This is a genomic window from Bartonella heixiaziensis (assembly GCF_046245125.2).
GTDB classification, from domain to species: Bacteria; Pseudomonadota; Alphaproteobacteria; order Rhizobiales; family Rhizobiaceae; genus Bartonella; species Bartonella heixiaziensis.
The window spans coordinates 1,648,505-1,671,305 of record NZ_CP176404.1 but is presented as its reverse complement, the minus strand read 5'-3'; the positions used below and the strand labels follow the sequence as shown (position 1 = coordinate 1,671,305).

Here is a 22,801-nt window from a genome sequence, read left to right as displayed (position 1 = left end):
AAGAATGAAAAACCAAGAGAGCTTGTTCTGCTTTTTTTATCTTGGGAAGATAAGTGAAATCAAAAGGGCACATTATGCTCTGCTTTACTTTGGTGTTTTTTCTTTGGCACGGCGTGTGGTTTTACAAAAAAGATTCGAGGAGGGAGACAAAGATTTGTAGCAGGAAACGTACTTGGCTTTGTTGGGAACCCATTGCTTTGTGGAAAGCACCTTTGACAATTTTATCAAAAAATCCATTTTGAATCTGTGAATTTGGCTAAAGCTCTGGCAAAGGCTAAGCTACTGAATTACATTTTTCTTGAATAGATGCGGGGGAGCTTGTCAAATGGAGGTACGGTGGTCAATTATCTGCTCTTTCAGAGCAAAAGACCTAGAATTATGCAATAAAATAAGGCTTACCAGTGAAAACTCTGCAATGAGAAAATAACGATGAATTGCAGAATGAACGAAGAGAGGATGTCTTGTGTGCAATGGTGAAGGAATATTCAGTCTGGGGGGCAGAGAGGTAAGAATGAAATAAGAGCCTGTTGCGAGATTGTCTTCAGTGAGAATGGAAAATTTCAAATTATCGATATAAAAATTGGAACTTAGAGCGGTAAAGTGTTGAGGAAAATAAAGGGAACTCTTTCCTTTTGAATCAAGAATAGCTCAAAAAATTTTAAAAAAACTATAAAGAAAATAAATTATAACAAAAAATCTTTAAAAGAGAATGAACTAAAAATAACTTGAATCAAGTCATAGAGAAAATAATCAATGAAAAAGTCACGGTTCTCTCTTCTTTGTGGAAAAGATTTTTGTTTATTGTTGCTTTGTTTTTGAGAAAAAGCCTGCTCTTGTATTTTCGAAAAAAGCTGATTGTTATCCTCCAGTTCCGTACAATATTGTTCTTCAGAACTTTGATATAAGGCATATGCATGCCTCTTAAAAAGATAAATGCCGTTTGTATTTGCCTTTAACGCCTTTTGTCTTAATCTTTTATGTTAATAAAGTATGGAAAAGAAAATCTGAACTCAATCCTCCGTTATACAGTTTTTTAAGAAAAAACTGTTGTTTTGTTTTTGAGAAAAAGATGAGCATAATGTAAAACTCAAAAATTAAATAAAACTTAAAAGAATATCCTCGTATATAAAAAGAAAAGTGAAGTAGAATAAACCCCATCTTTAATAAAGGGATTTTTTTAATCTTTAATCCGTAACGCGTGAGGTACCCCTCCCTTTGTGAATTTCTTTCACAATGCCGCTAGGTACCTCCCCTCCTGTGATTTGCCCTCACAACGCGTTATGGACCCCTCCTTGTTGTCCTGTTCAAGCACTACTGTTGTGAACTGTGAAGAGCGCTTGTATGCAAAGCATGATAATAGAGTGCAGAAATTCAGCTACAGCATACAATAGATTTTTCCCTTGTTTGTATAATTCATTCACACCTCCATAGAGTACTGTATTGTTCTTATAAGTTACAAGTTTACTTGATAGATTAAATGTACCAACTACTGGTTCAAAAAGATTTAAATCTTCTTCAGAATTAGTATAAGGAGAAATAACAGGATTTTGTTGTTGGTTTACTACATGTTCAGAGGCTTCAAGTGCTAAAGATAAACCACTGGTGATAGCACCAACTATAAAAAAATATCTGATTTTCATAGTATCCCTCCTTTATTTATTTATCAAATAAATATCAAAACGCATCATACATTAATTCATTTTGGATTTCTATAGTAAAAATGCAACAGTCATAAAAAAGAATAAATTGTGACTACAAATAGCCTAAATTAACCATTTTTTGCCTTAATCAATTCTTTAGAATTCTTTATCATAGATGGTTAAAGTGGATGTAAAAATTTCATGTGGATAATTATTGCAAAAGAGGAAATTATACAAAACGAGTGATAAAAAGCGGGGCTAGAAAAAGCCTTTTTGTGTTGCAGAGAAGGTGCATAAAATCTCAATGTTCACGAGAGATGAGCGGATTTTGTAGAAGGATTTTGTAGAATCTGAGTCCATTTTGTGGGTTGTAGGGTCCGTTCCGTTTGGGCTGAATCTCTCCTTGTGTATGGGGTAAATTTCATATGGGGAGTTTGGGTCCATTCTTGAGAGGTTGGGTGTATCTCTTGGAAGCCGTGGGGAGAGGCGGTAAATTCTCTGTGAAAAGTCGAGATTATGCGTAAAGTTTGTAGTTTTTTGTCTTTCCTTACAGGTTGGCTCTTGAAGCTGCCATGGATGTTTCTTTTACAGCCTTAGTGTTTGTTGAGATGCCCAATATTTGAGATAATTTTAGAGTGAAGAGAGCAAGCGAGTAGAGCAGTCAAAGGTGTTGAAAAATCTACAGTCATTAGTCATTGGGGGAACTTGAATGATTCTCTTTGATAACATCTTGTTTTTATTTTGTTCTGATCATGTTTATAAAATGGATAGCTTTAAAAGGTTTTCATGAGAGAAGCTGACCACGATAAGGCAGTCTAGAGAGAGAAAAGAGTTTCATCATTGTTTGTTTTATTGCTCTTTTATCCGATCATCACTTTTTAAACTGTTCTCTATCTCTCTTCAAATCGTATTATTTCGATAGCATTTAGAGTGTTCTAGGCAAGATAATATCGTTGTGAAAATGCTTTTGTCCTTTGTCAAAAGGGAATTTCGACGAGAAGAGTAAGTTTGCCAATTTGTTTTGTACGATAAAATGACGAGAGAGATGCTGTCTATTTGATGGAGAAGACCTGAAAAGATCCTGAAAAGATAAAGGATACGGGATAAGGGTCTGAAAGAAATTTACAAATGTTTTTAAGAGTGGCAGCCCTTCAATGCGTTAGATTCCTCATAGATTGTTTCTTGGTATGCAGGATGCCAGTATGTAGGACGAGTGCAGCGAAAATTCGGCTAAAGAAGAGGAAATTTCTGCGAGGTGGTTGCGCTGTGAGAAGGGAAATTTTGGGGGAAGAAGGTGAAGAGTGTGGTGAAAGGTGCATTGGGGGGGCGGTTTCTGTGAGGTGATTTTTCCGTGAGGAAAGCATTCTACTATTTTCTGTGTAATCGTAAAAACGATAAAGCGTAAAGCTGTAAAAAAAGGGGAAAGCAGCAGGATTGCGCATTATGAACATCTTTAAGGATGCAATGAAAGGGTTTGCTAAAAAGTGCGTAAGAGTAGAGGTGAAAAGTGGTGTAGCGTGCGGATTCGAAAAGTGGGTAGAGGATGGGTCTGAGAGTAGGGAAAGTATGGAGGAGAGTGTGGTGAAGAGTAGAATGATATCCGTGAGGGTGGCTTTTGGTGGGATGAAGAATGGAGTGGTTTCTAGTGGCGGATTGTTCGTGAAGTGGTTTACTTTCGTTTGAGGTGTGACCCTGTACTTGGAGGCTGTTGAAGGTGGAGAATATAGCAAAGGGTGCGCGTTGAAGAGGGAGGACGGTTATCTGGAGGAGGCTTTGATGGGGCGGCGTTTGTTTAAGTGGGATGCTGGTTTATACATAAAAGTGTCTTGCACAAGGCAAGCTGAATGAAACACTAAAAATGAATTTTTCTCATCGTTTAAAAAGAGGAAGTGGCTTTAAGAAGAGAAAGGGAGTTTTGCAAAGATTAAACCACGAGATTGAGTATCAGTGATGTAGATACCTCCTTGCTTGGATGTTGGTGTGGTTGCTGGTGGTGAGGAAAGCCCATGTGAGGGTGTTCCTGATAGGGGCATTTTCTGGTGATTGCAGGTGTGGTTAGGGTGACAAGTAGAGTGGAGAGAGGTGTGGGTGGTGTAGATGAGTGAAGCAAATTTTCATGTGTTTCACACTTACTAAAGTGTTGTTCAGAAATGTTCCCATGGGGATTTTTATTAAAAGCGTTTTTCCTGTTTTCTGTGTAAGCGTAAAAACGATAAAACGTAAAGCTGTAAAAGAGGAGGAATGAGAACATTGTGCATTATGCGTGTCTCTTAAAGAGGCAATTCAAAGGGAGTGTTAAACGTGTGTAAAGAGTAGAGGTGAAAAGTAGCGTGGTGTGGGGATTCAAAGAGTGGCTAAAAGATGGGCTGGAGAATGGTGCGGTTTTTGTGAGATTACTTAGTGGGTGCGCGTCGATATCTGTACTGAGATGCTGGTGAGAGAGAAGAATATAGCGAAAAGTGCGCTAAAGGATGAGAGGTTTTTGTGAGGAGCTCTCCCGTGAGAAAAGAAGTAGGTTTGAAAGGAGAAGAAAAATAAGCGGAGGGGGAGGAGAAGGAGGGTTTTCTATGGGGTGTGGAGACCTTTGTTCGGGTGTTGGTGAGAGGTAGCTGGTGTGTGTGGGGGGAAGCTCATGTGAGGGGGCTTCTGATGGGTGTGGTTTCTGGTCAAGTTTGCAGGTGTGTGGGAGGAGGATGAAAAATAGGCGAAGGAGAGGAGAAGGAGGGGCAGAGGATGGAGAGAGATAGAGAGGTGGAGCTGAGGAGAGGGAGGGCAGAGGGAAGGGAGAGAGGTATGGAAATCATTCAGAGGGTTTACGGCTTGTATATCCCCAATGAAAGGCGAGCAGCTCTAAACAATCTCGTAAATGATCAGCAAGAGAGTTTTGTTTGCGTTTTGAGGGGGTTAAGTCTTTAATTGCCTGATCGTAACCAACCACCTTTTCTACAAGGGAATAGCCAAGAATACCAAGCAGAACTTTGATCTTTTGTAAATGATTGGTTGCTTCTATTTGACGTTCAAGAGGGTGTGTATAACTCTGGCTACACTCAACTTTTTCATGTGTGTAATCAGGGCTCATGTGCAGGTCAGCTTGGCTTTGGCGCCAGTAAACATAAAAACGTTCTGCTGCTCTATATTGTGCTTTGCTGATATGCCCTTTTGTGTATAAAAGCGCAATAGGACGCCCCCGTGCATTGGCAATGGCTTTAACAGTGCGTGGATTGTCTCCACTTTCTGGGTGGGTTGACTGAAAATAAGGATTGCTTGTTTCAATGAGCACTTCTTGCGTTTTTAAATGGCCAATGTGCGCTTTCCTTTCATGAGGATGGGAGGAGGAAAAAGTGTGTGCCTTGTTTTTTTGTTTCTCTTGGTCTTGTCTTGTCTCTTGATGTTTCATGTCATCTCCTCTCCTTAAAAATTGTCGTTTTGTTTTATGTTCAAAAAAATTGGATGTAAGTTGGTCTTAAGTGTTTGAGGGGATAAGCTTTGCTCTGTGTTTCCTTGAGGGGATGATTGGGGATGGGAGGTGTTTTGGTGGACGGTTGCTCGGGGTGTCGAAGAAGATTGGGGGCGGGGGTATGCGTGTTGTGTTTTGAGTGTTGTTCTTGACGGGGGCGGTGTTTGTTGCATTTTGGGTGTTGCCTTTCTTTGTACGCGTGTGGGAGCAGAGCATATGGGGTTGAGCATGCTTTGGTTCTCGAGAGATTGAGTGTTAAACGTCATTTTTGGATTTATCCTTCCTTTTTCTTATGAGGGAATAAGGTGTGTTCGTATTCTCTGGGCTTGGTTCTTGAAGTGATTGGTGTTTTGCTGCGTTATTGGCGGTTTCCTTGGTTTTGCTCTTGTGGGAGCGGGAAGTATGGGAGTTATGTGGGTATTATTCTTGGTGGGGTTGGTGTTTGTTGCAGTGTTGGCGCTGTTCTTAATTTGGCGCATAACGGAGCGGCAGGATGGGGTGGCGTCGCGTTGTTTGTGGTTATCGAATGTGTTGGTGTTTGGCTGCATTGCTGGAGTCGTCCTTTTTTTTACGCATATGGGAGCAGAGCATATGGGGTTGAGCACGCTTTGGTTCTCGAGAGATTGGGTGTTTAATGTCATTTTTGGATTTACCCTTCCTTTTTCTTATGAGGGAATAAGGTGTGTTCGTATTCTTTGGGCTTGGTTCTTGAAGTGATTGGTGTTTTGTTGCATTTTGGGCGTTGTTTTTAATTTTTACTTCTGAAGGAGCGGGGAGTATGGCTGTACCGTGGGGCGTGTTTTTGAAGGCAGTGCTGTTTTTCTGTATTGTTGGAGTGGTGCTTGTTTTTTCTCTTGTCGGGGTGAGAAGTATGGGTGCTCCGCGGGGATTGTTCATAATGGGGTTGGTGTTTGCTGCATTGTTGGAGCGGTCCTTGATTTGGCGGATGAGAGGGCGGCAGGATGGGGTGGTGACGCGTTGTTTGTGGTTATCGAATGTGTTTGTGTTTGGCGCCATTGTGGGAGCGATCCTTCTTTGTACGCGTGTGGGAGTGGAGCATATGGGGTTGAGCGCGCTCTGGTTCTCGAGAGATTGGGTGTTTTATCTCATTTTTGGATTTACCTTTGGTTTTATTTATGAGGGAATAAGGTGTGTTCGTATTCTTTGGGCTTGGTTCTTGAAGTGATTGGTGTTTGGCTGCATTGTTGGACTTGTCGTTGGATTGGCGCATAATGGAGCGAAACATATGGGGGTTTGCTGGTTTGTGATCTCGAACAATGGGGTGATTGTGGTCATTGTTGGAATTGTCCCTTTGTTTGTTCAGGAGGGTGTAAGGTGTGTTGGTGTTGTGTGGGATTGGTTTTTGAAGCAAGTGGTGTTGGTTTTGCGTTCAAGATAACGCCTTGGAGTGAGGGGGTGTTCAGAGGAACAGCGATAGCGGTAGGTTTTGGGGTCAAACCAAAGACCAATTTTGCCTTCAAAATCTCCGGAACGTTGTTTTGCGATATTCATAATAACGCCAGGGCGTTTGGCTAATTCTGCTTTTTCTTCCCTGAGTGATGCGGCAAAGATTTTGTCTTCTAACGGACGATTGCGCCAAATGGTGATGATGTTAAAGGCATTGGCGCCAATTTCTGAGGCGCCTTTAATATCTTCCGTACCAGGGATATCTTTCTCCAGTCCTCCTTTACGGGCATGGGCAACAAGGTGAATATGCACCGCGTTTAAAACAGCCCAATCAACCATTTTATAAACGGCTTGTTCTTGTCCCGCATAGTCATCGGAGGAGATGCCTAGCCGCATCAGACTGTCGATGATAAATTGATCACAGCCATAGCGCGCGCGGCAATAGTCAAACACATCTAGCAATGTGTCGACGCTCGATTTGCCAACATGCTCATAAAGCAGCAGTCCTTCGTCTAAAAAATGCAGAACCCGCTCAATCATCTCTGTTGTTGGCTGCTCTACGCCTCCTGTTTGTTTGGTTAAACGGCGTAGCGATTGTTCTCCTTTCATTTCTAGTGAGGCTATGCAAAGGCGGCTCTTTTGGGAAATCCAGTGGGGAATACAGTCTGATAACAGTTGGCTCTTTCCAGCACCACTCGCACCGCTCCAAAGTGTTAATTCCGCTGGACGAAAATACAACTTTCCGTTGAGTTTAGGATAGGGAACCGTGTAACCAAGATGCTGTTCAGGGGTTGGCCAAAACAGTCCTATCACTTGATCTTTATAGTCTGAGGCGCGCCTTAATCCTTCTGGTGCAAAGCTTGTTGCGGAGGAAAAGGCGGCTTTTATGGTGGCGGCATCAACACCAGCGGTTAAGCAGTCATTGGCATCCTTTTGGGGTAAGCGGACACGGTAGCAACGGTGGCGACCAAGCCTGCTGGCAATTTCACGTGCTGCTTCTTCACCGGGTTTGTCCATATCGGTGGCTAAAAAAATCGTTTCAAAAGCTTCTAAATGGTCAAATTCATTTTCAATCCAGTTGTGTTTTCCTCCACTGCCGCCGCCAAACGGTACCGAAACTGCCGGATATCCATAGGCTGCTAACGAAAGCGCATCAATTTCTCCTTCAGTGATGACAAGGGTACGATTTGTCGAGGAAAAAGTCTGCTGTATGGTGGTGCGGGGTTGGTCTGTGGTGGTGCGGGGGTGATCTGTGGTGGTGCGGGGTTGATCTGTGGTGGTGTGGGGTTGGTTTGCGGGGTAGAGAGCTTGCCAGCCAAATAAAATTGGTTCACATTGTGCTGCTGTTGGTTTTGCTTTCGCTCCTGCTTGTGCTAACCGTTCTTTTACCAAAGCGAGGGTGCCATCCGGCTTATAAAAGGGAAAAATAATCTTATTTCCTTCTTCCCTTATCCGGTAACGCTTTAAAATCTCAAGAGGGATATGGCGTTCTTTGTTGAGGTAGGTTTTTACCAAATTCTGCGGCGTGCTCCCTTTTGGAGTTGGGGGACGTCGATAGGAGCGATGGGGTGCCATAAAGGGTTTTTGACGTGTAAGATTGAGGAAGGCACGCGCTTCCTCTAAAGCTTGAGAGAGGCTTATCCCTTTGACTGCACACCAAAGATCTAAAAGGTCACCACCGCTGCCTTCCGCAAAATCATACCAAAGCCCCGCTTTATCACCACTCAAGCACACCGATAAACTTTGACCTGCTTCACCGCGTGTGCTCCCTACAATCCAATCATTGCCACGTTTATATCCTCTTGGCAAAAGCGTTTCTGCTATCACTCTGGCTTGAGAGATAAGCTTCTGTTTGATTTCAAAAATTGTGCTCATATTCATGCCTGTGGTTGTGGTTAGGATTTCGATGAAGGGAATTCAGTGCTGCTGACTTGTGGGCTTAGGATTCTAGGTTTTTGGGGGGGAGTGAGCAGAAAAAACACTCAGTCTTTTTTGATGTTCTTTATCCGCTTAAATTTTAGGGTGAGGTTTATTGCATGATGGGTGGTTTGATTTCAAAAATTGTATTTATGGTTATTTCGTTTGGTAGTTGATGAGAGTTTTGTAAATGTCATCAGTTTCGCTGTATTGCGGGTTTAAGATTTTGGGATTCTTGGGGGAGTGAGCGGCAAAAACGCTCAGTCTTTCCTGATGTTCTTTTATCCGTTCAATCTCACGGCGAAACCAGTTGCGCCATGTTGCTTGCCAATCGACTTTAAGCGCTTCTTTGCCACTTTTGGCATGCCAATAATCGCGAAATTTCTTTTCTTGCCAATGCGCTTGCTCTTCACTCAGGCCTTCTGAAATCGCTGCCTTGATGTCTGCTTGCCAATCGTCAGGGAGGCGGTGCCCTTTGAGAGTTGCTCCTTTGAGGGTCGTTGTGCGGCTTTTGGTTTGACTGCTGGAGTGTGTTTGGTTGTCTCGGGAGCTGTCTGAGCTTGGCTTGGAGTGGGTGGAGCTTTGTGTGTTTGCCGATGAGGCGGAGGTGTGCTTTGTGTTCATGTGTGGGTTTTGGGGGCTTGCACTTGCATCAGTAGGGTTTTCTGTTGCCCCATGAGAGTAGAGAAAGTTTTCTCCTTCCTCGTTAATGCTGGAGGGGGCTTTTATGTTTTCACTAAAGGTTGGAGCAGGGGAATCCTGCTCTTGTTCGTGAAAGAGGTGCGGTGAAGGTTTGCTTTGTGTGGGAGAAAAACAGAGATTTGCTTTTGTTGCTTCTTGCGCTTTTTCCTCTTTTGTCTTGGCTAAAAAAAAATTCTTTTCTGAAACACCGTGAGGTGTTTCTTTTTCTTCTCCCTTCTGAGATTCTGAGCTTTGTTTATCATCTCTTGCACTTTCGTTGAGCAGTTGTTGAACTTTGGCATTGATTTTCTTGCGTTTTTGTGCCGAAGAACGACCCGCAAAGGATTTCTGTTCAAGCAACTTTGCTCGCTCGTGAAACACATTTTCGCAGCGCTTATTCCATAAACCATTCGCTAAATTTAAAATTTTTCCCTCTTCTATCAGCATTTCTAAAACATTCACAAAAGTTCGCTTGTCACAACCGCAAAGACGCGCTAAACGTTCTACCGATAACTCTAGAGGACGACCTCGTGCGTACATTTCGTTGAGAAGAATCGTATAAATTCCAATCTCATGTGCACGCATTCCGCGAACACCCCCTAGAAAATCATTCTGATACCAACAAACATAAGGAAGCGTAGACGATTCATAGTGTGGAGTTTCTTGTTGATTGGCGTGTTGCATACTTCAATCCGCTTTCTTCTTTTTTTATATATTTCCATTCACAACAAAATCGAAAACAATGTTTTTGGCAGGCGTTGATGTTTCATTAAAGTTTATACGCTTGAGTGAAGTGTTTCGGTTTTGTCCCGTTTTGGTCTGTTAGAGGACGTGCTCTCTCAAAAGGGCTTTATGGATTCTAACAGATGACCTTTGCATGTTCAGGTGCATGCAACCCTACAGTTTGAGATTGTATAGATGACAAAGGATAAAGAGTACAATACTTGAGACGCATGGGCTTTCGGGGGGCGCCTTTTTGCAGCCTTTGGGGTGGTAAAACGTTCGTTTGACTTAAGAAATGCGCTTTTATCCCCCCTTAAAAAGTAAAATTTGTTTTCTTTAATTCTATCCTTTTTAGAGGATATTGCAAGCTCGTTTTACAAAAAGGACGTGTTTTTTTAAAAAGATGCGCTATATGGTGAAGCTATGAATATCGATGGTTGGCGTCAAAGATTAAGTGCAACACTCAAAAAAACTGGCCGGTCAAAAAGATCTATCTCCCTCGCAGCCGGTAAAGGTGCTGGGTACCTTCATTCTATTCTTGCTGAAGGGAAGGAACCAACAATTGAATCCCTCTCACGTGTTTGTCATGAAATTAATGTCAGTATGAATTATATCCTTTACGGAGAGGGGGCTAGTTTGGAAGATAAAGAGTTCATAGATCTTATTTCAAAGCTTTCTCCTGAAGAAAGACAGGCAATTTTAACTCTTTTGCGGCGACCAACTGGCGAAGCATCAGAATAAGTTCTTTCTGTGTTTTTGCGTCAAGAGTGGACCAGTATTGGATCAATTCTAAATCACTCATTTTAGCTCTCCTGTCTGTTGGTGGTTGCGAGGGGTAAGAACAAATAGAGAACAACACAAGGGCATTCGGTGAATAAAAGGAGGGCAAGTTTTTATTCACACACGCCGTTTGAACGTCGTAAAGACTGAAATTATATCTTTTATTAAGGATAATAGTAATTGACATATCTCCCATAGAGGAGATAAGACTAACGCTATATTTGACCTTGTCAAGTCAAAGCTCTGCGTTATCAACTATACAAAAGGGGGAAATCATGAAAAATATGCCATTCGTTAAAGAGGATGAAATTATCATACTTCTTTGTGAAGATGAGAGCTGTGATGCTGTTGAGGGACCATTCGATCAAGCCGAAGAAGTTTTGGAATTTATTGAAGAACGTGAAACTGTTCATAGAATCCTACGTCTTGATCTCACAACACTTCATGCTGATGATGTCAGTGAACAAATCGCTGATGCCTACGTCATGAATCACGAAATTGACGAACAAAATAGCCAACTCCAGCCATTCATTCTCAATAGTGATGTCTACCACGTCTGTTTAGATGAAAAAGTGGCGCGTGATTATGAAGATAATCTCTATGGTTCTTACGAAAAACAGCATCGTTTGCGTCCCTGTGATGTGTTGAACGACTATTGGTGGTAAAAATCATGGCAAGTTATCTTAAGACTTTTTATCAGGGATTTCCGCTTTACTATGCTGGAAATACTCAAAATACAATCAGACTCGAACCACAAAAGCACAATGCTGTCCTTTTCATATCGCAACAGGTTGCAGAGTGTGTCGCGAAAAATTTGGCTCAGGAATATCAGCGAGACGATTTTTCCGTTGTGCAACAGCAGGAGTGAGAAGCATTTTCGTTGACAAAGGGGGGGAGGACAGCAAGGGGGTAAGCGTTGAAGCGGGGGCTTTGGGAGGCACCTTTTATGTGGGGGAGGCATGGAGCTGCTCGGCTTAGCGGAAGATGTGGATGCGTGCTTTATGAGGAGCGTTTGTGTGGGTGTGCTTTATGGGGTTTGCTTATGGGGGCCCCGCTCATATGGTTTCTCATGAGGGGGCAATCCCTGAAGGGCGGTATCCAACTTCAGGGACTTCTGGATAGAGCTCTCTGAGAGAGATAAAATACGCAAGGTGTTTTGAAAAAGGAGCTTTGTGCTTTGAAGGGAGAGGAGTGTGGATAAAGCGCCTGGATCCATGTGCTTAAGGGGGAGGTACCTTCGCAAGGGGGCATGCTCTCATAGGAGGATACTTTCAAGGGGGAGATACTCGCCAAGCGGTATAATCTCAAGGAGGCAGCTCTTCGTGCTCGAGCAGGAGAGAGAGTTTTCTTGGGCTCTGTTTTTTGCTGAGGGAAGGAGTGTCTAGGAGAAACTGCAAGAGAGAAGTATTCCGGTGAGAACGTCTCTATAAGAAAGTTCTCGAGGTGGTGATACGTGGGCAGTGTGTTCATGGGTCCGCTTCTGGGAGAAAACGTTGAAGCGGGGGCTTTGGGAGAAGCCTTTCTGTAGGGGAGACATGGAGCGCTCGGCTTAGCGGGAATGTGGGTGTGTGGAGCCCATGTGCTTAAAGGAGTTCCCCCATGGGAGAAAGTTCTTTTGGCTCTTGAGCCAGAGGAGAGAGCTTATATTTTGGTTCTGTTCTCTTGGGAGGAGGCGCCTTTATGCGGGAGCATGTGGGCGCTTTACTGACGGGAAATGTGGATGCGTGTTTTATGGGGGGATTTGCGGGTGCGTGCTTATGGAGCATGTAAAAGTTCTTATACCTCATAAAGCATAGATGCAAAAAGGGGCATTGTTTACTTTCTTGCGACATGCAAAGAGCGCTTACAAAATTCACAAAGAGAACATTGAAAAGTGCGCAACACACGGAAAAGTTACTTTTGCTCAGCGGTAAAAGGAAAAAATCGTGATGGATCAATCGCCAAATGTCTTAAAAAGTTGGGGTGAATCTCAAAAAAAGGGGCGCTTCATAAAGAGATCAATGGGATTTTCAAAGAGCAAAGGGTTTAAAAGAGAGGGAAATCCATGCCAATTATTATCGATTGTCTTCAAGGAACAGAGGAATGGCATCAAGCGCGTAATGGCTTGATTACAGCTTCTTTGTTTGAAATGGTTATGGCACGCAAAAAACAAGGGCAAAAAACCTCAAAATATCATTCCGTCATGATGAGGCTTGCTGGAGAAAGAGTCACGGGCAAAACCGTCGAAGAGGGGACAACGCTTTCTATGCGACGCGGAACAGAATTAGAACCAAGTGCGCGGCAGCTTTATGGCTCATTCACAAATACAGAGCCTGAATGTATCGGATTCGTTCTGGCGGATGATCGTAGGAAAGGTTTTTCTCCCGATGCGTTTATTGGAACAAATGGACTGTTGGAAATTAAAACCAAAAAACCCGAAATCCTCATCCCTCATTACGCTCAAAAAACTTTTCCAGAAGAGCATAAAGCACAGTGTCAAGGAGGATTGTGGATTGCTCAACGCGAATGGGTGGATTTGATGCTCTATTGGCCTGATATGCCGCCTTTGATTAAACGCGCCTATCGTGATGAAGCCTATATACGTAAGCTTGAAAATGAGATCAACCGTTTTAATGAGGACTTGGAGATGATGGTTCAGCAAATTAAGCGTTTCGAGACAAGGTTTGGCATAAGAAGGGAAAAAGCTTTAGAGGAGTACACGAACGTGGGTTTTTGAGGGGAGGAAATGCTTGGGGCTGAGGTGTTGTGCATGTGTGTGGGGTTTTTGCGGGGAGCGTGACGAAGGAGATGGTGGGGGAGCATGGGGGGGACGGTTGTCGATGAGATTGGCTCTTTGTGGGGTGGAGAACACGACGCAAAGTAAGCGAAAGAATGGGAAGGATTCTGGGGGAGTATGGATTGTGTGGTTGTCTGTGAAGTGGTCTCTGGTGGTGGAGCGCTGATGAGGGGAAAGTCAGTGGTGAGGAGGGTGGAGGACGGTGTGGATGATCGGAGCAAATTCCCCCGTGGTTTTTATTAGAATCTTCTCTCCTGTTTTCTGTGTAATCGTAAAAACGATAAAATGTAAAACTGTAAAAGGGGGAAGTAAAAGGATTGTGCATTATGCGTGTCCCTTAAAGATGCAATGCAAAGGGCATGTTCGAAGGTGCGTAAGATGGGAGGTAAAAAGTGGTGCGGCGTGCGGATGGAAAGAGGGGGTGAAGCATGGGCTGGAAAGGAATGAGGAGCATGGGGGCTTTTGAAGAGGGGCAATGCTTGAGTTGAAGTGTGTGCATGCGTGGGTTTTTGATTAAATGCGCCTATCGCGATGAAGCTTATAGACGTAAGCTTGAAAATGAGATCAACCGTTTTAATGGGGACTTTGAAATGATGGTTCAGCAAATTAAGCGTTTCGAGACAGGGTTTGGTATGAGAAGGGAAAATGCCTTGGAGGAGCACACGAGCGTAGGTTTTTGAGGGGAGGCGTGTCATGTGTGGAGGGAGAGAAGGGGGCATAGTGCTGAGGATGCGCAAAAAAATCTCCACAACATGGTGCGGTGGACAATGATGTGGTGGAAAAATGGTATGCAATAAGGGAATGGTGCTGCGAGAGAGGATCGAACTCTCGACCTCTCCCTTACCAAGGGAGTGCTCTACCACTGAGCTACCGCAGCATTTTTCAACCTTTGCGCTGCCTTGTGCCATATTGTTGGAAAATAGGCAAGAGAGCATTTATGCATTCTTGAAAGAAAACCTTTCTTGTGTCATGACATACATTCCTTATAAAACAGTACTGTGTTGCTTAAATAAAGCTCAAACTGGCTCAAAAGGTTGCACAATGGTAATGACACAAATGCATCAAAATCAAAAGCAAGAAAAAGTGAATCATAAAGATGAGAAAGCAAAAAAACGACAAGAACGGCTCGCAAAGCAATTGCGTGAAAACCTAAAACGCCGAAAAGAGCAAAGTCGGAAAAGAGCGCAGAGTGAACTCTGAAAAACTTAAAAATTTGTTTTTTTTACGGCATTTTTGCAACTAAACCGTGTGACGTTTCGTTTTAAGATCAGTGTTAAGAATAACTTTCCAAGGAATCGAAGCCTTTGGAGGGGGAGCTCAAAGGAAAGAGTAAAATTACTATGGATTCTATTCAAATTATTGGTGGAAAAAGTCTCAAAGGGAGTATTCCTATTTCGGGAGCGAAAAATGCTGCATTGCCTCTTATGATTGCTGCTTTGCTTACCGAAGAAACCCTCATTTTAGAGAATGTTCCTCATCTTGCTGATGTCGAACTCCTCATCCGTATCTTGAATAATCACGGTGTTGGATATAGCGTCGAAGGACAAAAAGCCCATCGCGATTGCACCGATTCAAGAATAATCCATTTTACCGCACAAAAAATAGCAACGACACATGCACCATACGAACTGGTGAGAAAAATGCGTGCAAGCTTTTGGGTGATCGGTCCCCTGCTTGCGCGGTGCGGAGAGGCTTATGTCTCTCTGCCCGGTGGATGTGCTATCGGAACCAGACCTGTCGATTTTATCCTCGAGGGACTTAAAACTTTGGGAGCGCAGATTGCTATCAAAAATGGATATGTGCATGCAAAAGCTCCAAGAGGATTAAAAGGTGCTGAGTATCGTTTCCCTAAAGTCACGGTCGGTGGAACACATGTTTTGCTCATGGCGGCCGCAACCGCAAACGGAAAAACTGTCCTCTATAATGCTGCTTGTGAACCAGAGGTGAAAAACCTTATCCACGCCCTTAACGCAATGGGTGCAAAAATAATTGGTGAAGGGACATCAACACTCACAATCGAAGGTGTCAAAAAACTTGTTGGGGCTAGAATACACGTTATCCCTGACCGAATTGAAGCTGGAACTTATGCAATGGCTGTGGCTATGGCTGGTGGAGATGTGTTGCTCAAAAATGCAAATCCTAACCATCTTACCCAAGTGCTGAGAGTTCTTCAAAATACCGGACTTAATATCGAAATTAAACCAGAAGGAATTCACGTTCAACGGAATCCAAGAGAAACAAAAATAATGCCTGTGGATATTAAAACAGGACCTTATCCCGCTTTTCCAACCGATCTCCAAGCCCAATTTATGGCACTGATGACACGTGCTGATGGAATCTCTCAGATCACTGAAACGGTTTTCGAAAATCGCTTTATGCATATACAAGAACTTTCCCGTTTGGGGGCGCAGATAAAACTGGATGGACAAACAGCAACCGTTTATGGAACAGAAAATCTACAAGGTGCTCCCGTGATGGCTACCGATTTGCGTGCTTCTGTCTCTCTTGTTATTGCTGCATTGGCGGCAAAAGGAGAAACCATCGTTCATCGTGTGTATCATCTTGATCGCGGGTTTGAACGGCTGGAAGAAAAATTAGCACGGTGTGGCGCTACCATTCAACGCATATCAGTTTAACTCCCCCTTTGAGAACATCCTTTTTCGGTTTTTTTGGGGGAGAGATTGCTTCGGAAAACTTTCTTCGGAGCAGAGCTGTTTTGAAGTGCTTCTTTGAGGGCAATACCCTTTTATGAAAAAGCTGATCTTTCAGAAACTTTTGGGGGGCAAATTTTTGGGTATCCTTGTTTCGGGGATTTGAGCAGTTTTCTTGAAAGGTTCTTCTTGAACAGATTCCTTAAAAAAGGAGAGCTCTCCCCAAAGGCTGATGCAAAAAGAGACCCCCCCGAAGAATATGCCAAGGGGTAAAAGGATACCTGAAGCGTGTTACCAAAAATCTGGACTTTCAGGCTTTAAATGTGGACCTATCCTTACCGCTGAGACCTTTTTCGCTAAACCTGTCTTGTCTGAAAGCTCAACTGCTAAACCGCAAAGCGTTGCTGGACCTTGTGCTGGCTCATAGCGGCTCTGCCTCTTCTTATAAAGAAAACGGTGCAACGGTTCTTCCTTATCCATTCCAAGAGATGAATTATAATCACCACACATTCCCGCATCTGACAAATAAGCAGTGCCACCTTCTAAAATTTGGGCGTCAGCCGTAGGAATATGGGTATGTGTTCCGACAATAACGCTTACACGACCATCAAGAAAATGCCCAAAACATTGCTTTTCGCTCGTCGTTTCTGCGTGAAAGTCAAAAAGGATCGCATCTACTTGATCCATCAAAGAGCAAGCGGATAAAATCTTTTCAGCTGTTTCAAAGGGATCATCCGCTTTGCACGGCATAAAAACGCTCCCCAAAAGATTGGCAACAAGGACACAAGCCCCGTTCTTCGCCGTAAAAATACCTGAACCTCTTCCAGGAGTGTCTTTGGAAAAATTGGCTGGGCGTAAAAAACGATCGCTCTCATGCGCATAGCGCAATGTTTCTTTGCATGAAAAAGCATGGTTGCCCGTTGTCACAACGTCAACACCTACTGCTAAAAGATCTTGATACGTCTCTTGTGTGATGCCAAAACCATGGGAGGCATTTTCACCATTGACGACAACAAAATCAAGTTGCCATTTCTCAATCAGCTGTGGGAGTTGTTCAAAAACAACTCGACAGCCCGTTGCTCCAACAATGTCACCTAAAAATAATAAACGCATGAGCGTTTTAATCACACTTTAAGGCTTTAAGAAACCTTTTTCTGTAAAAATTCCCTTTAAAACCAGATCATGTTCTGCATGGGGAATACACGAAACTTCCTGACACGAAAAGCCTAAACCCAATAAATAAATCTGATGCCCTTGTTTTTCAAGTGCTTCAACAGCACGATCATAATATCCCCCGCCATAACCAAGACGGTGACATTGGCTGTCAAACGCTGAAAGCGGTACAATGATAAAGTTCGGCACGACAACAGCGTTTTCTGATCCCGGACCCAATGTGCCAAAGCGCATAGGCTCTAACACTGTGTTGTGAGAAAATGCACGAAAAACCATGGTGGTGGAATCAAGCACTGCTGGCAAAGCTAAACATCCGCCACGTGCCGTTACAGGTTTAAACAAAGGACGTGGGTCACTTTCCGATTTGATGGGCCAATAGCATGCCAAAATCATCCGCGAAAAATCTTCCCCCCTTTGTTCAAGAGTCTGTATCAGGTGGGAGCAGGCACGATGCGAAAAGATCTCGCGTTCTTGTGGTGAAAGTGCATCGCGCTTGGATAAACCGCTTTTGCGTAACTGTGAGCGAACCAATGAAGCAGATTGTGAATCTTTTATATTTTGTGCCATTGTTCTATCAATCATTCCATAAATGGCTACAAGGTGAAACAAAGATGTAATAAATGAAACACCTAAAACCACCAAAAGTTCTCACAAATTTCTTAGAAAAAACCATGGTGATTTGCTTCATCCGAAAAAGGATTATAACAACTTTCTTCATTTGTGCAAAAAAAGTGGTGATCCACAACAGCCGATGGAAAAAGTTGACCCCGGGAACCTATATACTAGGTGGGCGCCATATGAAAAAGCCCACGGGCTTTATCAGGGACAGCTCCCTTGGAGATCACTAAGGTCTCAGGATATGTTATCTCCTGTCGAGCAGCGCAGAACACCGCACTTACTATAAAGTAGTTTTAGATCTTCTGCTAGAGATAAAATGACCATGATGCAATTCTTCTATCTTTATATTCATGCAATTTTGGGGATTTGTTCTCTTTTTTAGGAATGATCTTCAGGAGTCATTTCTCTTCTCTGGGGGATTGATTTTGCGGGGCTTGTCTCTTGTTTAGAGTGTTTGGGGAGAGTGTTGTTCTCAGAGCCTCTGTGAATGCGCGTTTGAACTTTCTGCCTTTGTGGAGTGTCTTCAATTGCCTTTTCGGTGGCTTTGAGAACGAGGTGTAGTGGCTTGAGTTGCTTGCATGGTATGGTTTCATGCTCAAAGAATGCACTATAATTGTGTGGTGCAAGTGTTAGAGCATGATTAAGATCAAGCATGGCAAATTTACAATTACTCGGTTGTATGTGAACCCAAACTGTTTTAGCCAAGCTTCGGCATAAGTAGGCTAAAACGCAATGGCGTTATCAGAGCTTTGCGAGGCTTGTCTCTCGTTCAGAGTGCTTGGGGGGAGTGTTCGTCTAAGAGCATCTGAATGCGCGTTTGAACCTTCTGCATTTGCGGATAGTATTCAAGTGCCTTTTCATAAGCTTTGATGGCAAGTTGTGGACGCTCTGTTGCTTCCATGGTAACGCCGAGCTCAAAGAATGCAATGTAATTGCGTGGTTCAAGTTTTAGAGCATGATTAAGGTCAAGCATGGCAAGTTTAAAATCACTCAGTTGAATATGAATCCAAGCACGTCTTACCCAGGCTTCAGCATAAGCAGGTTGAAGCGCAAGGGCGTTATCAATGTAATCAAGGGCAAGACCATAATTGTCGGCATTGATAGCATTTTCTGCCCAAGACATCAAAAGATCAATCGTGTCACTCCCCGATTGTGACCATAAACGTTGTAACTGCTGACTTATTTTTTTCGCTTCATGGACATTGGCACAAAATTTCAATTCTTTCAGGAGACGTAAAATTTCCGCTTCTTTGCGCTGTTCAGATCTTTGTGCATGAGACTGATGTGGGGGGCCCGAATCTTCAAGAATGATTGCTGTTGTATCAGAATCAGGAGCAGTTGGAGCAGAAGGGAAAGGGCTGGGTATCAGATCGTCCAAGGGCAAAAGTAATTGTGGAGAGAGAGAATCTTCGGGGAGGGAAGGAGGACTTTGTCCATATCCAGAAGAAATCAAACAGATATTGCTCGCAAAAGCGACGAAAAAAACCACAAAAGGAAACGAAAAACCTAAAGGGAGTGAAAAACCTAAAAAAGGCAAAAAAGTTTGCCGGAAAATACAAAAGCTCCGTAATGGTAAAGTTTTTAAAAAGATAAAAAACTTCATAAAAACAAGTCCTCAACAGATGAGGTATCACACAACGGATTTATAACCCAAAAACAAACCTGCAGACTCCGAAAAAAGGCCTTCTGCCTGCAAAAAAGCAGGCACAAAAACCATCAGCCTACACAAACCACCAACTCCTAGAACCATTAACCTTGACGGGCTCTAAAACGTGGATTCGTTTTGTTTAGGATATAAACACGACCTTTGCGACGCACCAAACGATTGTTACGGTGGCGTTCCCTCAGTGCTTTAAGCGAATTTTTAATTTTCATCATACTCACCGTTTATAGAAACTCATATAACGCAATATTATAATTTCATTATCAATACCATAACTTTGAGATTATAATCCCAAAACCATAACACTGTACCACTCTCTTGTGATTGTATCATATCACACACTTTTTCACTGTGATAAAACAAGAAAAACACACCCTCGAAACAAAGGCATGTATTAACACACTTTATTAGCACAACAAATAAGTGAAAGTTGTAAAAATATTTCCGACGCTTCTAACAAGAAGTGGACTTCTTGTCAAGCAATCATCCCTTATAAATTCCCTCTCAGTTGAGAAGAGGGGTATGAAGAGAGCTTGCGGAGAAAGGGAGCTTGGCGGGCTCTTTAAGAAGAGGGCGGTATGCTCTTGAGGCGCATTTCTGGAAAGATGTTTGGGAGAGGAGGGACGGCCTTGAGTGGTGTGTTTTGAGAGGGGTTCTTGAGGGGATTTCTCGAAGATCGTTGGGATGCTGTCTTTGTTTGGCATTTTATTTTATAATAAAATAAACATGCACATAAAATGTGAGGGAAATGTTTCGTTATTTGGGAGCTTTTTGATTGCTTCAAGAGCAGTTTTTTAACGGTCTGCACTCTTTGTAGAGAGAGATACCATGTTATCATCTGTCCAGCCAAAAAGTACTTTAAATTGTGACACTGTTGTACTAGAGTTTATGGCGCAGGTAGCTGCTCATTTTCTCAAACCGTGTGCTGATTTTTGATACTTGCTTTATGAAACATGTGTCCAAAGCTTTCCTTCGCTCGTTTCTTACCTTCTTTACCACAAATGAATATTTCATCGCCAATTGGTCTGATTTTAAGGATTTCTGATCCTTCAGGCAAAATGAGAAGAAAAACATCTGTTTGGAATTTATTTTTCTTTGTCTTGAGATGGATGATATTCTCTTTTACGTCTTTCCAGCTAATGCGAATAGCGTCTCCTCGTCTCAAAAACCTGTACATAAAAGAACGTCAATCTAGGCATTCATGCGTACCATGGTGCCATTTTTGATCATATTTCTTTATGTCTTCTTCTGTCCAAACAGAAAAGCCGGCTTTGTTTTGAGCGGAGATTCTTAAGGGAGAAGGTGGTGTTTTGTGAACCACTTGGAGCCATTTGGATCTCGTATGAGAGAAAGCCATGAGGAAAGTGCAGGCTTGCTTTATAAAGTGTGCAGGCACCTATAACCTGCAATGTGTCTTGCCTCTTGGGGATGGTGTGCTGAGGGGGGATGGTGAAAAATTTGCCAGAGGGGTCATACTTCATTCCAATGTCTTAAAATTTGAAGAGGAGGTGAGAGGAACGTATATTTCAGTTTATGACAAAAAAATAAGGAAAAAGGAGTGGCGTATAAGCTTTGTGGAGGATGAAATATCGAGATGAAAAGCGATAGAGATAAATCCATACTTCATTGTGAGGGCAAGATTTCAGTGTCAACTTATCATGTTTTGCCGTAAAATACTGTTGTTTAGGGTGGTGATTAAGGCATGTTTAACCCTTTTGCATGTTCAGTGTTTTTAGAGAGTGTGGTTAAGTCTTCAGGATGGGGATTTCTTGTCCGTAGAGCCTATGAAATGAACCACATGAGGGGGGTTAAGCAAGAGGAACCCGCCAAGCGAGAGAATAGACTGTTTACTGACCCGGGGTAGGGGTAGGAATCTTCATTCTTGATGGCGAGGAGGATGGTCTCATAAGAAAATGAAAAGAGAAAACAGAGATAAAACTGTTCCTGTCGCGATATTAATCGCGCCTTTTACCCGCTGCTTTTTTAAAGCGGAGCTGGCAAATGATATAAAAATGGTCATCAAGGTAAACCATGCAAAGATGTTGAAGGAATGTATGGTTACAAGTTCAAAGCCTTTTTTAATGCCACCACCAGAAGATAAAAATTTCGGGAAGGCCGCTATATAGAATATTGATACTTTGGGGTTTAGTATTTGTGTCAGAAAGCCGTCTCTATAGCTGGTTAAAAGCTTTGTTTCACTCGTAGCATGCTTTTCATTCGTTGATATTCTTTCTTTTGAATTTAAGTTGTGTATTCCAGATTTAATTGATTTAAAGCCCATGTATAATAAATAGCTGCCACCCATGAGTTTTACTAAAAAAAAACAGCGTTTTGTTGTTGAGAATGAGCACTGATACACCTAGTATGGAAAATGCCCCATGCACATATGTTGCTGTACACAATCCTAAAACGTTTACAAATGCGTTCTTTCTTCCCAATCTCGTTGCATTATCGATGATAAGGGCCATATTCGGCCCCGGTGAGATGACTAAAAAAAATGAAACAATGAAAAAGGTCAGTATTTGATGATTCATTTTACTTTTAGCTCTGAAATTAATTGATTTTCGAGATACAATTCTATTCTGTCAAACTGAGAAAGTTTTCCGACACCCTGTGGAGTGCCTGTGTATATGAGATCACCACGTCTTAGCTGAATGTAGTGACTTAAAAATGAGATTATCTTCTCAAAGCTAAAGATCATATTTTTCGTATTGCCAACTTGTCTTGTTTCGCCATTCAACTTCATTGCAAAGGTTATTGGGTTGTTTATTTTTTCCTTGTTTATGAAGTCAGAGACGTATGCAGCGCCTTTAAATCCTTTCGATAAAAGCCAAGGAAGCCTTTTTCCTTTCAGTTTTGTTTGCAAATCCCGCGCTGTGAGATCAAGACCGATTGCTACGGCATCATAGCATTTTTCTGCTTCTTCCTCCGTGACCATGAAAGCGTCCTTTGAGATTTTGAGCACAATTTCAGTTTCAAAATGGATTTCTTTGGAAAAATCAGGGAGATAAATTTCATTGCCTAAGATGAGTGAACTGTTTGGCTTGCTAAAGATAACAGGTTCCTCTTCAACAGTATTGCCTAGTTCATGAACATGTTCAACATAATTGAGTCCAACACAGTAAATGTCATTTCTCATAGGAAACCCCCAAATTTTTTATTTTCTTTTTGTATAGGCAAGAGAGAACTTTGCAAACAACATTTTTTCTTATATCACGCTTTGCGTTTTCTGAAAAAGAGGCATTGTGTGGGTTAATGGCTAACCGCGATGACAGCCCTTTCGCATTGTCTCTCTTTTGAAGAGTGCCTAATCTT

General features: G+C 42.6%; 22 protein-coding genes, 1 tRNA gene, 1 other RNA gene and 1 pseudogene. 11 read left to right on the top strand and 14 right to left on the bottom strand.

Annotated elements, in window-relative coordinates:
* Positions 1-1,304: 1,304 nt before the first annotated feature.
* Both ACKC4Y_RS07280 and ACKC4Y_RS07275 read right to left on the bottom strand, forming a co-directional pair.
* Positions 1,305-1,640 (bottom strand): hypothetical protein, encoded by a 336-nt coding sequence (locus ACKC4Y_RS07280; protein ID WP_409361093.1) that lies wholly within the window; start codon positions 1,638-1,640, stop codon positions 1,305-1,307.
* Positions 1,641-4,440: 2,800 nt separating this feature from the next.
* Positions 4,441-5,037, bottom strand: coding sequence for a hypothetical protein (locus ACKC4Y_RS07275; protein WP_409361092.1), 597 nt, complete (start codon positions 5,035-5,037; stop codon positions 4,441-4,443).
* A gap of 129 nt (positions 5,038-5,166) precedes the next feature.
* Here ACKC4Y_RS07275 and ACKC4Y_RS07270 point away from each other — a divergent pair, with 129 nt between their 5' ends.
* From ACKC4Y_RS07270 to ACKC4Y_RS07260, 3 genes are all read left to right on the top strand, one after another.
* The gene (locus ACKC4Y_RS07270; protein WP_409361091.1) at positions 5,167-5,349 is read left to right on the top strand and encodes a hypothetical protein; all 183 of its coding nucleotides are present in this window, start codon (positions 5,167-5,169) and stop codon (positions 5,347-5,349) included.
* 53 nt (positions 5,350-5,402) lie between these two features.
* Positions 5,403-5,732 (top strand): hypothetical protein, encoded by a 330-nt coding sequence (locus ACKC4Y_RS07265; protein WP_409361090.1) that lies wholly within the window; start codon positions 5,403-5,405, stop codon positions 5,730-5,732.
* Between the two features lie 154 nt (positions 5,733-5,886).
* Complete coding sequence (locus tag ACKC4Y_RS07260) at positions 5,887-6,237, top strand: hypothetical protein (RefSeq protein WP_409361089.1); 351 nt, start codon at positions 5,887-5,889, stop codon at positions 6,235-6,237.
* Positions 6,238-6,417: 180 nt separating this feature from the next.
* On the opposite strand, the gene ACKC4Y_RS07255 is transcribed toward ACKC4Y_RS07260, so the two are convergent.
* Positions 6,418-8,379, bottom strand: coding sequence for a toprim domain-containing protein (locus ACKC4Y_RS07255; RefSeq protein WP_409361088.1), 1,962 nt, complete (start codon positions 8,377-8,379; stop codon positions 6,418-6,420).
* Between the two features lie 198 nt (positions 8,380-8,577).
* Entirely contained in the window at positions 8,578-9,786 is a 1,209-nt protein-coding gene (locus tag ACKC4Y_RS07250) for a DUF1376 domain-containing protein (protein ID WP_409361087.1), read from the bottom strand.
* Positions 9,787-10,248: 462 nt separating this feature from the next.
* On the opposite strand from ACKC4Y_RS07250, the gene ACKC4Y_RS07245 reads away from it, so the two are divergent.
* From ACKC4Y_RS07245 to ACKC4Y_RS07220, 6 genes are all read left to right on the top strand, one after another.
* Positions 10,249-10,566, top strand: a complete 318-nt coding sequence (locus tag ACKC4Y_RS07245) for an XRE family transcriptional regulator (protein ID WP_409361086.1) — start codon at positions 10,249-10,251, stop codon at positions 10,564-10,566.
* A gap of 314 nt (positions 10,567-10,880) precedes the next feature.
* Positions 10,881-11,270 carry a hypothetical protein gene (locus tag ACKC4Y_RS07240; protein ID WP_409361085.1) on the top strand — a complete coding sequence of 130 codons (390 nt, stop codon included), beginning with the start codon at positions 10,881-10,883 and terminating at the stop codon, positions 11,268-11,270.
* Positions 11,271-11,275: 5 nt separating this feature from the next.
* Entirely contained in the window at positions 11,276-11,473 is a 198-nt protein-coding gene (locus tag ACKC4Y_RS07235; RefSeq protein ID WP_409361084.1) for a hypothetical protein, read from the top strand.
* Between the two features lie 1,176 nt (positions 11,474-12,649).
* Positions 12,650-13,321: a lambda exonuclease family protein gene (locus ACKC4Y_RS07230; protein ID WP_409361083.1), complete on the top strand. Its 672-nt coding sequence runs from the start codon at positions 12,650-12,652 to the stop codon at positions 13,319-13,321.
* 37 nt (positions 13,322-13,358) lie between these two features.
* Positions 13,359-13,547 carry a hypothetical protein gene (locus ACKC4Y_RS07225; protein ID WP_409361082.1) on the top strand — a complete coding sequence of 63 codons (189 nt, stop codon included), beginning with the start codon at positions 13,359-13,361 and terminating at the stop codon, positions 13,545-13,547.
* 331 nt (positions 13,548-13,878) lie between these two features.
* Positions 13,879-14,061, top strand: coding sequence for a hypothetical protein (locus ACKC4Y_RS07220; RefSeq protein ID WP_409361081.1), 183 nt, complete (start codon positions 13,879-13,881; stop codon positions 14,059-14,061).
* 122 nt (positions 14,062-14,183) lie between these two features.
* Here ACKC4Y_RS07220 and ACKC4Y_RS07215 read toward each other — a convergent pair.
* A tRNA-Thr gene (locus tag ACKC4Y_RS07215) sits at positions 14,184-14,258 on the bottom strand.
* A 164-nt stretch (positions 14,259-14,422) separates the two neighbouring features.
* Between ACKC4Y_RS07215 and ACKC4Y_RS07210 the strand changes: the two genes are divergently transcribed.
* Together ACKC4Y_RS07210 and murA are read left to right on the top strand one after the other, a co-directional pair.
* Positions 14,423-14,581 (top strand): hypothetical protein, encoded by a 159-nt coding sequence (locus ACKC4Y_RS07210; protein WP_409362194.1) that lies wholly within the window; start codon positions 14,423-14,425, stop codon positions 14,579-14,581.
* 140 nt (positions 14,582-14,721) lie between these two features.
* Positions 14,722-16,017, top strand: a complete 1,296-nt coding sequence (murA, locus tag ACKC4Y_RS07205) for a UDP-N-acetylglucosamine 1-carboxyvinyltransferase (RefSeq protein WP_409361080.1) — start codon at positions 14,722-14,724, stop codon at positions 16,015-16,017.
* Positions 16,018-16,323: 306 nt separating this feature from the next.
* Here murA and ACKC4Y_RS07200 read toward each other — a convergent pair whose 3' ends face one another.
* The 9 genes and pseudogenes from ACKC4Y_RS07200 to ACKC4Y_RS07160 form a co-directional block, all read right to left on the bottom strand.
* On the bottom strand, positions 16,324-17,145 hold the full coding sequence (locus ACKC4Y_RS07200; protein ID WP_409361079.1) for a TIGR00282 family metallophosphoesterase: 822 nt from the start codon (positions 17,143-17,145) through the stop codon (positions 16,324-16,326).
* Between the two features lie 18 nt (positions 17,146-17,163).
* The gene (locus ACKC4Y_RS07195; RefSeq protein WP_409362166.1) at positions 17,164-17,772 is read right to left on the bottom strand and encodes a 5-formyltetrahydrofolate cyclo-ligase; all 609 of its coding nucleotides are present in this window, start codon (positions 17,770-17,772) and stop codon (positions 17,164-17,166) included.
* A 165-nt stretch (positions 17,773-17,937) separates the two neighbouring features.
* A non-coding RNA gene (gene ssrS / locus ACKC4Y_RS07190) (6S RNA) lies at positions 17,938-18,096 on the bottom strand.
* A 496-nt stretch (positions 18,097-18,592) separates the two neighbouring features.
* Positions 18,593-19,426 (bottom strand): tetratricopeptide repeat protein, encoded by an 834-nt coding sequence (locus ACKC4Y_RS07185; protein ID WP_409361078.1) that lies wholly within the window; start codon positions 19,424-19,426, stop codon positions 18,593-18,595.
* A gap of 146 nt (positions 19,427-19,572) precedes the next feature.
* A complete protein-coding gene (gene ykgO / locus ACKC4Y_RS07180) occupies positions 19,573-19,698 on the bottom strand; it encodes a type B 50S ribosomal protein L36 (RefSeq protein ID WP_011181208.1) in 126 nt (41 codons plus the stop codon).
* A gap of 582 nt (positions 19,699-20,280) precedes the next feature.
* Positions 20,281-20,762: pseudogene (locus tag ACKC4Y_RS07175) on the bottom strand (tyrosine-type recombinase/integrase); the annotation flags it as partial.
* 627 nt (positions 20,763-21,389) lie between these two features.
* The gene (locus ACKC4Y_RS07170) at positions 21,390-21,791 is read right to left on the bottom strand and encodes a LysE family translocator (protein ID WP_409361077.1); all 402 of its coding nucleotides are present in this window, start codon (positions 21,789-21,791) and stop codon (positions 21,390-21,392) included.
* Positions 21,757-21,954 (bottom strand): hypothetical protein, encoded by a 198-nt coding sequence (locus ACKC4Y_RS07165; RefSeq protein ID WP_409362165.1) that lies wholly within the window; start codon positions 21,952-21,954, stop codon positions 21,757-21,759. Before ACKC4Y_RS07165 ends, ACKC4Y_RS07170 begins: the two co-directional genes overlap by 35 nt.
* A 62-nt stretch (positions 21,955-22,016) precedes the next feature.
* Positions 22,017-22,625 carry a fumarylacetoacetate hydrolase family protein gene (locus ACKC4Y_RS07160; protein ID WP_409361076.1) on the bottom strand — a complete coding sequence of 203 codons (609 nt, stop codon included), beginning with the start codon at positions 22,623-22,625 and terminating at the stop codon, positions 22,017-22,019.
* Positions 22,626-22,801: the final 176 nt, after the last annotated feature.